At 73.8% G+C, this 13365-nt stretch carries 9 protein-coding genes; 4 read left to right on the forward strand and 5 right to left on the reverse strand.

Features of this window, described 5'->3' with window-relative positions; translation table 11 throughout:
* Nucleotides 1-20: 20 nt before the first annotated feature.
* Complete coding sequence (pspM, locus tag ACZ3I4_RS29450) at nucleotides 21-824, forward strand: phage shock envelope stress response protein PspM (RefSeq protein WP_465385269.1); 804 nt, start codon at nucleotides 21-23, stop codon at nucleotides 822-824.
* Here the strand turns inward: pspM and ACZ3I4_RS29455 are convergent.
* Together ACZ3I4_RS29455 and ACZ3I4_RS29460 are read right to left on the reverse strand one after the other, a co-directional pair.
* Complete coding sequence (locus ACZ3I4_RS29455) at nucleotides 781-1575, reverse strand: DNA-formamidopyrimidine glycosylase family protein (protein WP_465385270.1); 795 nt, start codon at nucleotides 1573-1575, stop codon at nucleotides 781-783. The genes pspM and ACZ3I4_RS29455 overlap by 44 nt on opposite strands.
* 3 nt (nucleotides 1576-1578) lie before the next feature.
* Nucleotides 1579-4260: an AfsR/SARP family transcriptional regulator gene (locus ACZ3I4_RS29460; RefSeq protein WP_465385271.1), complete on the reverse strand. Its 2682-nt coding sequence runs from the start codon at nucleotides 4258-4260 to the stop codon at nucleotides 1579-1581.
* Nucleotides 4261-4327: 67 nt separating this feature from the next.
* On the opposite strand from ACZ3I4_RS29460, the gene ACZ3I4_RS29465 reads away from it, so the two are divergent.
* Nucleotides 4328-4993 carry a hemerythrin domain-containing protein gene (locus tag ACZ3I4_RS29465; RefSeq protein WP_465385272.1) on the forward strand — a complete coding sequence of 222 codons (666 nt, stop codon included), beginning with the start codon at nucleotides 4328-4330 and terminating at the stop codon, nucleotides 4991-4993.
* Here the strand turns inward: ACZ3I4_RS29465 and ACZ3I4_RS29470 are convergent.
* Nucleotides 4990-5766 carry an SAM hydrolase/SAM-dependent halogenase family protein gene (locus ACZ3I4_RS29470; protein ID WP_465385273.1) on the reverse strand — a complete coding sequence of 259 codons (777 nt, stop codon included), beginning with the start codon at nucleotides 5764-5766 and terminating at the stop codon, nucleotides 4990-4992. The genes ACZ3I4_RS29465 and ACZ3I4_RS29470 overlap by 4 nt on opposite strands.
* An 85-nt stretch (nucleotides 5767-5851) precedes the next feature.
* Here ACZ3I4_RS29470 and ACZ3I4_RS29475 point away from each other — a divergent pair, with 85 nt between their 5' ends.
* On the forward strand, nucleotides 5852-6772 hold the full coding sequence (locus tag ACZ3I4_RS29475; protein WP_465385274.1) for an LLM class F420-dependent oxidoreductase: 921 nt from the start codon (nucleotides 5852-5854) through the stop codon (nucleotides 6770-6772).
* A gap of 36 nt (nucleotides 6773-6808) precedes the next feature.
* On the opposite strand, the gene ACZ3I4_RS29480 is transcribed toward ACZ3I4_RS29475, so the two are convergent.
* On the reverse strand, nucleotides 6809-7609 hold the full coding sequence (locus ACZ3I4_RS29480; RefSeq protein ID WP_465385275.1) for an NAD(P)H-binding protein: 801 nt from the start codon (nucleotides 7607-7609) through the stop codon (nucleotides 6809-6811).
* Nucleotides 7610-7694: 85 nt separating this feature from the next.
* Between ACZ3I4_RS29480 and ACZ3I4_RS29485 the strand changes: the two genes are divergently transcribed.
* A complete protein-coding gene (locus ACZ3I4_RS29485; protein ID WP_465385276.1) occupies nucleotides 7695-8474 on the forward strand; it encodes a helix-turn-helix domain-containing protein in 780 nt (259 codons plus the stop codon).
* Nucleotides 8475-8802: 328 nt separating this feature from the next.
* On the opposite strand, the gene ACZ3I4_RS29490 is transcribed toward ACZ3I4_RS29485, so the two are convergent.
* Nucleotides 8803-13344: an ATP-dependent helicase gene (locus tag ACZ3I4_RS29490; protein ID WP_465385277.1), complete on the reverse strand. Its 4542-nt coding sequence runs from the start codon at nucleotides 13342-13344 to the stop codon at nucleotides 8803-8805.
* Nucleotides 13345-13365: the final 21 nt, after the last annotated feature.

A 13365-nucleotide genomic window follows, 5' to 3' on the forward strand; every position in this document is an offset into this window, starting at 1 on the left:
CAGCAACGGGGAGGGCGACGGTGGACGAGCGGACCAGATACTTCCGGCAACTCAAGCGGCTGCGCGGCTCGGCGCGGCGATGGAGCGTGCTGGGAGGCGGACTGACCGCGGCCACCGCCGTCCTCACTCCGTATGCGGGAGTCGGCTGGGCCGACGCGATCTGGGCCGGCACGGCCGGTGCCTCGGTCGCGCTGGCCTGGTGGCGGCACAGCGACCATCGTGAGCTGGCGGCCATCCCGGCGCCGCCTCCGCCGCCGCCCGCGGTGCCCGGGGCAAGGCTGGCCGCGGCCATCGAACGGTTCCCGGCCGGGCGCACGGTGATGAACGAGATGCGCCGGCAGAAGAACCGCTACGCCCTGCGCGGGTCGGCGATCACGCTGGCGTGGGACAGGCTCGACCGCGCTTCGCTGACGCTGACCACGCTGGCCGGCCGGCTCAACGGTCCCGGTGAGAGCGCCCTCCTCGAGGCCGCGGTGGCCGAGGAGTGGCTGCGTGATCTCGGTCAACGGGTGGCCGGCGTCGAACGGGCGCTTCCGCTGAGCCCGCCCGAGCAGCGCGCCTCCCTGACCGAGTCGCACGGTTCGCTGGCCACCCAGTTCACCGAGGGCGTCGAGGCCTACGAGCGTCTGGTCGCGGCGGCGGCGAGCTATATCGCCGAGGACGGGCACCCGATCGCCGACGGCCGGCATCCCGCGTTCGGCAGCCTGGTCGACGCGACCGATCGGCTGCGCGGCCTGGCCGAGGGCCTCTCGGAGCTCAAGCGAACCCCGACGACCGTTTTCAAGCAGCAGGCCGCGGCTGACAACGCGGGCACCAGTACGTGATCCGTTCGCCCTTGTCGTCCTTCTGGATCGCGCTTCCGCAGCGCCGGCACGGCTGAGCGCGCCGACCGTACACATAGCTGGTCTGGCCGCGCCGCAATGAGCCGGTCGTGGTCTGCGTCCAGCGTCCCCGGTTCGAGGCGACCAGCTTCTGGGCCAGCGTGACCGTCCCCGGCAGATCGGCGACCTGCGACACCGGCGTCCACGGCCACACTCCACGCAGGAACAGCGTCTCGGCCTTGTAGAGGTTGCCGACCCCGGCCAGGTTGCGCTGGTCGAGCAGGGCCTCGGCGATGGTCGTGCCGGGCTGCGCGGCGATCCGGCGCACCGCCTCCTCCGCGTCCCAGTCGGCGCCCAGCAGGTCCGGGCCGAGATGCCCGAGGTGCTGTTCCTCCTCGGCCGTGGGATAGAGCGCGACCTCGTGCAGGTGATAGCCGACGGCGACCGAGCGTTGGGTGCGCAGCACGACCCGGATCAGGTGGGCCGGGCGGCCCGTCCAGCGTTCGCCCGGCGCGTACGCCCGCCAGGCGCCCTCCATGCGCAGGTGCGAATGCACGGTGAGCGGCCGCTCACCGTCGCGGGTCAGGCGCAGCAGCAGATGCTTGCCACGGCTGGCCGACTCGGCGACGGTCCAGCCGCTGAGGTCGGTGGCGGCGAGCTGCGGCACCCGGAAGTCGGATCCGGTGAGCGTGTCTCCCTGCAGTGCGCGTTCGAGCACGCGCGCGGTGTTCCAGACGGTATCGCCCTCGGGCATGGCTCAATTGTTCCCGCTTTCCGGCCCGAGCAACGTCGGCAGGGCCGACTCGTCGTCACCGATTTCCCCGGCCGCGTCGAGCAATGCGGCCGGGATCGCCTCGGCCAGGGCCCCGGATCGGATCGGGTCGGCGACGTCGAGGTCCATGCCGCGGCGGACGGCGGCCCGGCGTGCGGCCACGAGCAGCCGGGCCGCTTCCTCGGTGCGGCCGTTGCGAACCAGCGCGTACGCCCCAGTGTGCAGGCTGGCCAGGACATTGCCCACGTCGTCCTCCTCGTGGAAAAGATCCAGGGCCCGCCGTACGACGGTGAGCGCCTCCTCCGGCCGCGCGGGCTCGACGAGCAGCGTCCGGGCCAGCAGCAGCCCGCACATGGCGGCCGTCCAGGTCTGATGGTTCGCGATCGCCTGCTCGCCCGCCGCGGCCAGCACCCGGCGGCCCTCGTCGAGCCGGCCCGCGCCGGCCAGGGCCGCGCCGAGCGACATCTCGGCCGCGGGCCGGATCCACTCCTCGCCGATCTCGGCGGTCATCGCGATCGAACGGCGGGCGGGCTCGACGGCCCGGTCGGGCTCGCCCCGGAACGACCAGTAGAGCGACTCGTAGTAGGCGGCCTGCGCGGCCACGATCCGCCCGTCGTGGTCGGGGTGGTCGCGGAGCAGGTCGAGCCCCGCATAGAGGTCGACCGTCGCGCCGAGATCGCCCGCTATGTAGCGCAGCATGGCCAGGCTCAGGTGGGCGCGGGCCCGGTCGGTGGGCGGCGCGGCCGGGGCGGCGGCCAGTGCGGCCCGCAGCAGCGGCAGCCCCTCGGCGACCAGCCCGCCGCGGAACCAGAACCACTCCAGCAGCCCGGCGGTGCGCAACGCCGTGGCCGGCCGGGCCTCGAGGTCGTGCCGGATGCCGGCTCGCAGGTTGGGCAACTCGCGGTTGAGCACGCGGATGGAGCGCGCCGACCGTTCACCGCGGAGCAGGGGCGCGTGCTGCTCGACCAGCCCGCGCACCCAGGCGGCGTGCCGCTCACGGCTGTCCCGCGGGTCGGGGTCGCGCTGCCGGCAGTAGGCCCGCACGATCTCCAGCAGCCGGTAGCGGGCCGGGGTGACCGTGGTGTCGGCCACCACCACCGACCGGGCCACCAGCGCCGACAGCGCGTCCAGATCGTCCTCGACAGCCGACAGCGGGAAGCCGCCCTCGAACGGCCACAGCCGCAGCAGCATCGCCCGGTCGGACGGGCCGAGCAGGTCGACGCTCCAGGCCACCGCGGCCTCCAGCGTCTCGTGCGGGGCCAGTGCGCCGCGCGGCACCGGGCCGAGCGCCGGGAAGCGGTCGTGCAGCATGTCGAGCAGCTCGGACAGGCCGAGAACGCGGGCGCGCGCGGCCGCCAGTTCCAGGGCCAGGGGAATGCCGTCCAGCGCCGTGGCCAGCCGGGCCAGCGTGGCCGACTCCTCGGGGGCGGGGCGCCAGCCGGGGCGTACGCCGGTGATCCGATCGGTCAGCAGCGCCACCGCGTCGCCGGACGGCAGCGGCGCCACCGGCAGCAGACGTTCGCCGTCGACCGTGAGCGGTTCCCGGCTCGTGGCCAGCACCCGCAGCTGAGGGCAGCGGGCGAGCAGTTCGAGCGTCAGGTCGGCCGCGGCCGCCACGACATGCTCGCAGTTGTCGAGCAGCAACAGGCCGGGCCGATCACCCAGCGCGGTGGCGATCGCCTCGGTGGTCGCACCGCGCACCCCGGCCGCGGCGGCGACGGCGGCCGGCACGAGCGCGGCCTCGGTCACGTCGGCCAGCCGGACGAACCACGGGTCGCGGGCGGCGGCGTACTCGATCGCGAGCCTGGTCTTGCCCGCGCCGCCCGGCCCGACCAGCGTGACTAGGCGCGCGTTCCGCAGCAGCTCGGCCAGGGCGGTGAGCTCGGCCGTGCGTCCGAAGAAATGCGACAGCGGCCGTACGGCGGGAGCGGGCCGGGACGGCAGCAACAGCCCCGGATCCTGGGCGAGCAGGCGACCCTCGAGATCCTGCAGCGCCGGACCGGGATCGATGCCCAGGTCGTCGGCGAGCCGCTGGCGGACCCGGCGCAGCGCGGCCAGCGACTCGGCCTGCCGGCCACCGCGATAGAGCGCGAGGATCAGCAACTCCCAGCGGCGCTCGCGATAGGGCTCGGCGGCCACGGCGGCCTCCAGCTCACCGGTCACGCCCGGGGCGTCGCCGGTGGCCAGCCACGCCGCCAGGCGCTCCTCCTCGGCGACCGCGCGCAGCTCCTCCAGCGGCGGGCGGGCGTACGTCCGGGGCAGGTCGGCGTAGGCCTCGCCGCGCCACCGGGCCAGGGCCGCCTCGAACACCCGCAACGCCTCGCCCGGCCGCTCGTCGTCGAGCAGGACCCGCCCGCGACGCACCTCGGCGGCGAACCGGGCCGCGTCGGTGTCGTCGACCGCGAGCCGGTAACCCTCGCCGGCCCGGGCCAGCGCGGGGCGGCCCAGCGTGCGGCGCAGCCGGGAGACGTACGCCTGCAGGGAAGAAGTCGGATTGGCCGGCGCCTCCGCACCCCAGATCGCCTCGGCCAGCGTGTCCTCCCCGACCGGCCGGCCCTCGGCGGCGAGCAGCGCCGTGACCAACCGGCGCGGCAGCGGCCCGCCCAGATCGGCGACCGCGCCGTCCAGCTCCACCTCGGTGGGCCCGAGCACCTTGCCGATCAGCACAGGTCAGAGCATAGAAGTGCAGGCCACTTGCAGGCAGTCTGCAAGCCGACCCTGCGACCTTGTCCGCATGACCACGACTTCGACTTCGCAACGCACCGACACCTGGGACATGGTCGTCGTCCACCGGGTGTTCCGGCGCGAGTTCGGCATCATGCCCGCCCTGGTCCGTGCGGTGGCCCCGGGCGACACGGCCCGCGCCGAGGTGCTCGGCTCGCATCTGGCCAACATCGCGCTCGGGCTGCACCACCATCACTCGGCCGAGGACGAGCTGGTCTGGCCGTTCCTGCTCCAGCGGGCGGAAATGCACGCCGGCCTGATCCACCGGATGGAGGCCCAACATCACCGGCTGCACGAGCCGCTCGCGCGCATCGACGAGATCCAGCCGCGCTGGCGTTCCCGGGCGTCGGCCGCCGACCGCGACGAACTGGCCGACGTGATTGCCCAGGCCGCGGTGGCCCTCGACGAGCACCTGGCCGACGAGGAGCGCGAGATCCTGCCGCTGATCGAGCAGCACCTCACCCCGGCCGAATGGAAGGCGGTCGGCGACCGGGGCAAGGAGGTGCTGCCCAAGGGCAAGATGGCGCTGATCTTCCTGGGCGCGATCCTCGAGGAGACCACCCCGGCCGAGAGCCGGCGTTTCCTCGGCGAGCTTCCGTTTCCCGTACGGCTTCTGTGGCGGCTCGCCGGGGAGCGGACCTATGCGGCGTCCCGCGACCGGATCAGGAAGGGCTAACGGGCCGCGACCTTGACCATGTCGCCCGGGCGGACGGACAGGACGACCACGGCCCGGCCGTTGTTCACGGCGATCGCGACATGACCGGCCGAATCCTCGAAGACCAGCAGATCACCCTGGTCGACGTCGCCGAACGTGTTGCCCAGGCGGGCGCTGACGGTGCCGTTGAGCATCAGCTCGGAACCCAGGCCGCGCAGCATCTCGCCGCCCGCCGCCAGCTGGATGTTGCCGAACCGGTCGACCGTCAGCACCTCGGCCTCGAGCCAGCCGTCGCCGACCGTGACGACCGGGTCGGGAAGGCGTACGAGGGAATGCTTGTCGATCTCGGGACCGGCCTCGTCGGGCTTGCCACCGAGGGCGAGACGCGCCGCGGCCGGGGCGAAGACGTCACGCCCGTGGAACGTGCTGGAGATGGTGCCCTCGGTGCGGATGCCGTGCGCCGACTCGATGCCGCCCAGCGCCTCGGCCGCCCAGATCAGCACGCCGTTGTCGGGACCGACCAGCAGGCCGTTGGGCGTGGTGAGAACGACGCCGCGGCGGGACGTGCCCACGCCGGGGTCGACCACGGCGACGTGCACGCTCGGCGGCAGATGCGGCGCCGTCTGCGCCAGCACGGCCGCGCCGCGGGCCACATCGGCCGGAGGCACGTGATGCGTGACGTCGATGACGCGCACCTCCGGCGCGACACGGGCGATCGATCCGTGACACGCCGCGACGAAGCCGTCGAACGTGCCGTAGTCGGTGGTGAGGCTGATCCATGAATACCCGGCCATGGTGAGAAACGTTACTGCCTTGCTACGGATCGTGTGTGGCCGGTTCCACAAGGCGCGCCGCGAGCGATCTGGCAGGGTTGGGGTCATGCGTCTCGTGATCTTCACCGAGCCCCAGCAGGGGGCAAGCCACGACGACCTGCGCCGCGTTGCGCAGGCGGCCGAGGCCGGCGGCTACGACGGGTTCTTCCGGTCCGACCACTTCGCCACGATGGGCGGCGACGGCCTGCCCGGGCCCAGCGACGCGTGGCTGACCCTGGCCGCGCTGGCCGTGCAGACCTCCCGCATCCGGCTCGGCACGCTGGTCACGTCGGCCACGTTCCGGCTGCCCGGGCCGCTGGCCATCGCGGTCGCCCAGGCCGACCAGATGAGCGGCGGGCGCATCGAGTTCGGTCTCGGCGGCGGCTGGTTCGAGGCCGAGCACACCGCGTACGGCATTCCGTTCCCGTCGCTGCGGGAGCGCTTCGACCGGCTCGAGGAACAGCTCGAGATCATCACCGGTCTGTGGGCGGCCGACGGATCGTTCGACTTCCACGGCAAGTACTACCAGCTGAACGACTCGCCCGCCCTGCCCAAGCCGGCCCAGTCGCCGCGCCCGCCGGTGATCGTCGGCGGGCACGGCAAGAAGCGGACCCCGGCGCTGGCCGCCCGCTTCGCCGACGAGTTCAACGTCCCGTTCGCCAAGCTCGACGACGTGGCGCCGACGTTCGAGCGGGTGCGGGAGGCCTCGGCGGCCATCGGCCGCACGTCGCTGCCCGCCTTCTCGGCCGCGGCGGTGCTCTGCGTGGGCCGCGACGACGCCGAGGTGCGCCGGCGGGCCGCGGCCATCGGTCGCGAGGTCGGCGAGATGCGCGAGAACGGCGGCGTGGTCGGCACCCCCGACCAGGCCGTCGAGATCATCAAGGCGTACGCGGCGGCCGGCGCCACGCGGATGTTCCTGCAGGTGCTGGACTTGAGCGACCTCGACCACATCGACCTGGTCGCCTCGGCGGTCGCGCCGCAGCTCTAGATCTGGCTCCGGGGTTCCGGCCGGAACGCCGCAGCTCTAGATCTGGCTCCGGGGTTCCGGCCGGAACCTCGTGCGGTGAGCCTCGGCCCAGGCCCGGAAGGTTGCGGGTCTGCGGCCGAGGATCCGCTCGACGTCGTCGGTGACGATCGCGTTGCGTCCCTCGCGGACGAACCGGGCGCCCTCCGCGAAGACGCCGACTCCCTCCGGGGGCGTGTCCACCGCGATGGCCGCTACCCCGGCGATGTCGCCGAGCACCGCCACCTGCTCGGGCACGGTGATCAGCTCGGGGCCGGTGAGCGTATAGGTCTGTCCATGGTGGTCGTCGCCGCTCAACGCCTCGGCGGCCACCGCGGCGACATCGGCCGGATCGATCACCCCCTGCTTCCCGTCGCCCCAGAAATTCGGGACCGGCCACCCCTGACGCAGGTCGTCGGCCCAGGCCAGCGAGTTCGACGCGAACGTGGTCGGGCGCAGAATCGTCCACCGCAGACCGCTCGCCCGGACCGCCTCCTCGCCGGGCTGATGCCAACCGCCCAGATCATTTTCCCGTACGGGCGTGTCCGGCGTTCCGATCGCCGACAGCTTGACCACCCGGCCGATCCCCGCGTCGACGGCGGCCCGCAGATGACGACGGTCATGATCGGGAATCTCCGGGCCGGGCGGCGCGACCAGATAGATGGCGTCGGCGGGCACGATCTCCCGGCTGACGGTCAGGCCCGGCCGGGGCGGCACACCCGCCGGGTTCCGGGTGACCGCGGTGACCTCGAGATCGCGGCCGAGCAGCGCGTCGACCAGGGCGGAGCCGGTGGTGCCGGTGGCACCGAGTACCAGAATCATGTCCCCAACCGTGGCGTCCGCCCGCGCGCCCGTATTGGAAGTTTCGGCACTCCCCGGCGGCCCGTACTCGGACTAGCGTGAACCCGTGCTTGCCGATCCCGAGGTGATCTCGAACCTGACCGACGGCACGACTGCGGTCCAGATCCCCGACCCCGCCACGGCGCTGGCCTTCCGGACCACCGCAACCGGCCGGAGCGACCTGTACGTGGTCGGCCCCCGCACCCGCGGCCGCTACCACCCGGTCAGGGGCGTCCCCGTTTGCGTACGCCTGCGTCTGCGCCCCGGCGTGGCCCGAGCCGTCCTCGGCGTCCCGATCCAGACCCTGGTCGACCGCACTTTCCGCCTGACCGACCTCTGGGGACCGGCCGGCGCCCAACTGACGGAGGCCCTCACCGGCGCCGGCCGCGACCCGGCCCAGGTTCTCGCCCTGCTGCAGAACGCCGTGGCCGCCCGCCTGTCCGGAAGCCAGGAATCCCCGCCCGCCCGCGATGTCTCCGGCTGGTCGTCCGCCGGAAGCGATGTGCTGGCGGCGGCCGTCCGTTCACTGTCGACCGTGCCCCGCCTGGCCGAGGCGGCGGCCGAACTGGGCGTGAGCGAACGCCACCTGCGCAACCTGTTCGCCCGCGAGGTCGGCCTCTCACCCAAGCACTTCGCCCGCATCACCCGCCTGCGACGCGTCCTGGATCAGGCCGGCACCCGCCAGTGGGCGGCCGTGGCCGACGACGCCGGATTCTTCGACCAGGCCCACATGATCAGCGACTTCCGTTCCTTCATGGGCGTGACCCCGGCCGCCTACACCGCCGGCCGCCTCCCACCGCCTACCCCCTGCGCCGACCTGACCCGGCTGCCCACGTCCCTCGGCTGACGCTTACTTTCGCCGCGCGCGTCTCCTGTCCTCGGCGAAGAACGGGGAGGCAAGTCTGTGGCTTCGCGGCTTCACGTCGCGCTCCCGGGCCGGTGGACTGGTGACCGCCGGCTCGGCGTACTGCCGGCGCTGACTCCGGCTCAGGCGGCGTGAACCTGGCCGATTCGATCAGCGAGACCTGGCCACGCCTGGGCGAACTCATCGACGTCGCCTCGGCCGAGCCGATGCCGGCCGAGGCGCTGTGGGAGATCGCCGGCGGGCTGGCCCGCCGTCAGCAGCTGGCCGGCGTCCGGGCCGGCCTGAGCCGTCCCGAGGCGGGCTGCCTTGGTCATCCGCGCAGGCGCAACCCCCTCGGGGTGGTTCGGAAACCGGCCGCCGTCAAGGCGTCGCGCAGCGGGGAGGAGTGGACCGACTCGCCGTCGGCGCGTTCGACCGACATCGGGCCCAGCGCGCCGGAACGGACCGAAGCGGCCAGCGACTGGCCGGCGGCGATCAGGGCCTCGGGGTCGTCGGTGAAGGACAGCAGGGTGCGGCCGCCGCGTTCGACGTAGAGGATCAGGTCGCCGGAGACCAGCAGGACCAGGGCGCCCGCCTTGCGGCCCGCGCGATGGCCGGCCTTGGCGACCGGCTCGCCGTCGCCGCTGTCGATGATGCGTTCGGGCCACGGCAGCGCGGCGCCGTACGGGTTGGCCGGGTCGGTCGCGGCCAGCACCACCGCCGTGGCGCCCGTGCGTTTGGCCAGCTCGGCCGGCTCGGCCAGGGCGCGCAGCCGATCGACCGCGCCGGGCACGGCGAACTGCGCCGCCCCCAGACCCTCGACGAAGTAACCCCGCCGGGCCGCGCCCCTCTCCTCGAGTGCGCCCAGCACCGGATAGACCCCGGCGAACCCGCCGACCGGGCCCTCGGACATGACCGCGCCGCGGGTGACCACGCCGTGGCGTTCGAGCAGCAGGTCGGCCAGGGCGGCCGCGCGACGGGTCGGGTCGAGGTCACGGTCGGGCAGCCGGGACCAGCGACCGGCCATGTTGAGCGGCCCGCCGCGAGCCGGCATGACCGGGCGGCCGGGGCGGCGATACCGCGTACGGGCGGGGGCGGCTTTGGACTTGTGCGCGCCGCTGCCGCCGAGCAGAGCCCGCAGCGGGGCGAGCGTGTCGTTCGTGAGGTGGCCGGCCCAGACGAGATCCCACACCACGGCGGCCAGCTTGGCGTCGTCGGTGGAGGCGACCCGGTCGGCGAGCGAGCGGAAGAACAGCGCCTGCCCGTCGCCGAGCGCGTCCAGCACGGACTGATGCAGCGGCGTGGCCGCGAACTCGTCGTCGGGCGGCGGCAGCAGCAGGGGAGCGGAATCCGCATAGGCCAGGGTGATCCACCCGTCGTTGTTGCCGATCGACCCCGAGCCGGCCCAGAGCACATCGCCGCCGCTGCTCATCTCGTCGAGCATCGGCGGCGCGTAGTCGGCGACGCGGGCCGGCAGCACCAGCCGCTCCCACGCCGAGGCGGGCACGGCGATGCCTTGCAGCTGCTCGATCGTGGCGGCCAGCGCGTCGATCCCGCGGGCGTTGCCGCCGATCTGGTGCCAGCGCGGCAGGAACGCGGCCAGGATCCGCGGCGGCACCGGCTCGATCTCGCGGCGGAGCGCGGCCAGCGACCGCCGCCGCAGCATGCGCAGCACCTCGGCGTCACACCATTCGCTGCCCGCGCCGCCGGGGGTGAACTCGCCCTGCGCCACCCGGCCCGTCGCCGAGAGCCGCTTGAGCGCCTGCTCCACGACGAAGACACCGAGCCCGAACCGGGCCGCGCAGGTGGCCGCCGCGAACGGACCGTGCGTGCGGGCGTAACGCCCCACCAGGTCGCCCAGCGGGTCGGCGACCGACGACAGGTAGGCCTCGGGGAGACCCACCGGCAGCGCCACGCCGAACGCGTCGCGATAGCGGCCCGCGTCGTCGATGCCGATCCAGCGTTCCTCGCCGGCCACCCGGATGCGGATCGCCCGGCGGTTGCTCTCCAACGTGGACAGCCAGGACTCCTCGACCCCGCGCACGGCGAGCTCGGTCGGGGAGAGGTCGCCCAGCAGCCGGAGCAGCTCGGCCGCGTCCTCGGCGTCGCGCGGCTGGCGCTGGGTGGTCAGCCACTGCAGCTGGGCCTCGGTCTCGCCGACCACCTCGGGATCGAGCAGCTCGCGCAGATCGACCCGGCCCAGCAGCTCGCCGAGCAGCGTCGAATCGAGGGCCAGGGCGGCCGCGCGCCGCTCGGCCAGCGGAGCGTCGCCCTCGTAGAGGAAGGCCCCGACATAGCCGAACAGCAGCGACCGGGCGAACGGCGAGGGCCGCGGGGTCTCGACCTCGACCAGGCGCACCTTGCGGCCGGCGATCTCGCGCATCAGGCCGGTGAGGCCGGGCAGGTCGAACACGTCCTGCAGGCACTCGCGGGCGGCCTCGAGCGTGACCGGGAAGTCGGCGAACTCGCGGGCCACGTCGAGCAGCTGGGCCGAGCGCTGCCGCTGCTGCCACAGCGGCTGGCGCCGGCGGGGGTCGCGGCGGGGCAGCAGCAGCGAACGGGCCGCGCACTCGCGGAAGCGGGACGCGAACAGCGCCGACGTGCCGACCGACTCCTCGACCAGCTGGGCGATCTCTTCGGCGTCGAAGGCGACCAGGTCGGCTCCGGGCGGGTCCTCGGCGGTGTCGGGCAGGCGCACCACGATGCCGTCGTCGGACGGCATGACCTGGCCGTCCACCCCGTACCGCTCGGACAGGCGCCGGGCGATGGCCAGCGCCCAGGGCGCGTTGACCTTGGCCCCGAGCACACAGTGGACGGTCATGCGCCAGTCGCCCAGCTCGTCGCGGAAACGCTCGACCACGATCGTACGGTCGTCGGGCAGGTTGCGCGTCGCCTCGCGCTGCTCGCGCAGATAGGCCAGCAGGTTGCCCGCGGCCCACTCGTCGAGCCCGGAGTCGCGCAGCGTCCTGGTCGCCTTCTCGTCGTCGGCGCGGGTCAGCGTGCGCAGCTGGGCGCCGATCGCCCGGCCCAGCTCGATCGGCCGGCCGGGGGAGTCGCCCTTCCAGAACGGCATCTTGGCCGGGGCTCCGGGCGCGGGGGAGACCAGCACCCGGTCGGGCGTGATGTCCTCGATGCGCCACGACGTCGAGCCGAGCAGGAACACGTCGCCGACGCGGGACTCGTAGACCATCTCCTCGTCGAGCTCGCCGACCCGGGACGCGCGCTCGGACCCGGCCAGGAACACGCCGAACATGCCGCGGTCGGGGATCGTGCCGCCGCTGGTGACGGCCAGGCGCTGGGCGCCCGGACGACCGGTCAGCTCGTCGGTGCCGCGATCCCACACCAGGCGGGGGCGCAGCTCGGCGAACGCCGTCGACGGATAGCGCCCGGACAGCATGTCGAGCACCGCGTGCAGCGCCGACTCGGGCAGCTCGGCGAAGGGCGCGGCCCGGCGGACCAGGGCCGCCAGCTCGTCGACCATCCAGGCGTCGAGCGACACCATGGCGACGATCTGCTGGGCCAGCACGTCGAGCGGGTTGCGCGGATAACGCAGCTCCTCGATCGCGCCGGCGCTCATCCGGTCGGCCACCACGGCGCAGGAGACGAGGTCGCCCCGATGCTTCGGGAACACCACGCCGCGCGAGACCGCGCCCACCTGGTGACCGGCGCGGCCGATGCGCTGGAGCCCGGCCGCGACCGAGGGCGGCGCCTCGATCTGCACCACCAGGTCGACCGCGCCCATGTCGATGCCCAGCTCGAGGCTGGAGGTGGCGACCACGGCGGGCAGGACGCCGGATTTCAGGGCCTCCTCGATCTGTTTGCGCTCCTCGCGCGAGACGCTGCCGTGGTGGGCCCGGGCGACCACCGGTGGCGCGCCGCCGGCCTGACCGGCCTGGGCCATCATCTGGGCCGGCGGCCGGCTCGGCTCGACCGGCTCGACGCCCTTGCGCTCGGCCGACAACTCGTTGATGCGCGCGCAGAGCCGCTCGGCGCCGCGCCGCGAATTGGTGAAGACGATCGTCGACCGGTGCGCCTCGATGAGGTCGAGCACCCGTTCCTCGACCGCGGGCCAGATCGACGGCGAGTGGCGTCCGGCGCCCGGGTCGTCGGGGTCGACCTCGGGCACCTCGTCGAGGCGGGTCATGTCTTCGACCGGCACCTCGACGGCGACCTCGATGGTCTTGGAGCTGGGCGGCTGGACGATCTCGACGTCGTGCGCGCCGCCCAGGAACCGGGCCGTCTCGTCGATCGGGCGCACGGTGGCGGACAGGCCGATCCGCTGGGCCGGGCGGGCGAGCAGCGCGTCGAGCCGCTCGAGCGAGAGGGCCAGATGCGCCCCGCGCTTGGTGGCGGCGACCGCGTGCACCTCATCGATGATCACCGTTTCGACGCCCCGCAGCGACTCGCGGGCGGCCGACGTGAGCAGCAGGAAAAGCGACTCGGGGGTGGTGATCAGGATGTCCGGCGGGGTGCGGGCGAAGAGTCGCCTCTCGTCGGCCGGCGTGTCACCCGTACGCATGGAAACCGTGATGTCGGGCGGCGTGAGCGAGAGCCGCCCGGCCGCTTGGCGGATGCCCGTGAGCGGGGCCCGCAGGTTGCGCTCGACATCGACCGCCAGCGCCTTGAGCGGGCTCACATAGAGCACCCGGCAGCGGCGTTTCGGATCCTCCGGCATGGGCTCGCGGGCCAGCCGGTCGAGCGACCACAGGAACGCGGCCAGCGTCTTGCCGGAGCCGGTCGGCGCGACGACCAGGGCATTACGCCCCGCGCCGACCGCCCGCCAGGCACCCGCCTGCGCCGCGGTGGGCGCGGCGAAGGCCGCCGTGAACCACTCGCGGGTGGCCGGGCCGAACTGCTCCAGGACTTCTTGCATGAATCCATGCTCCCTCGCGGG

Source organism: Actinoplanes sp. NPDC021490 (assembly GCF_055562135.1).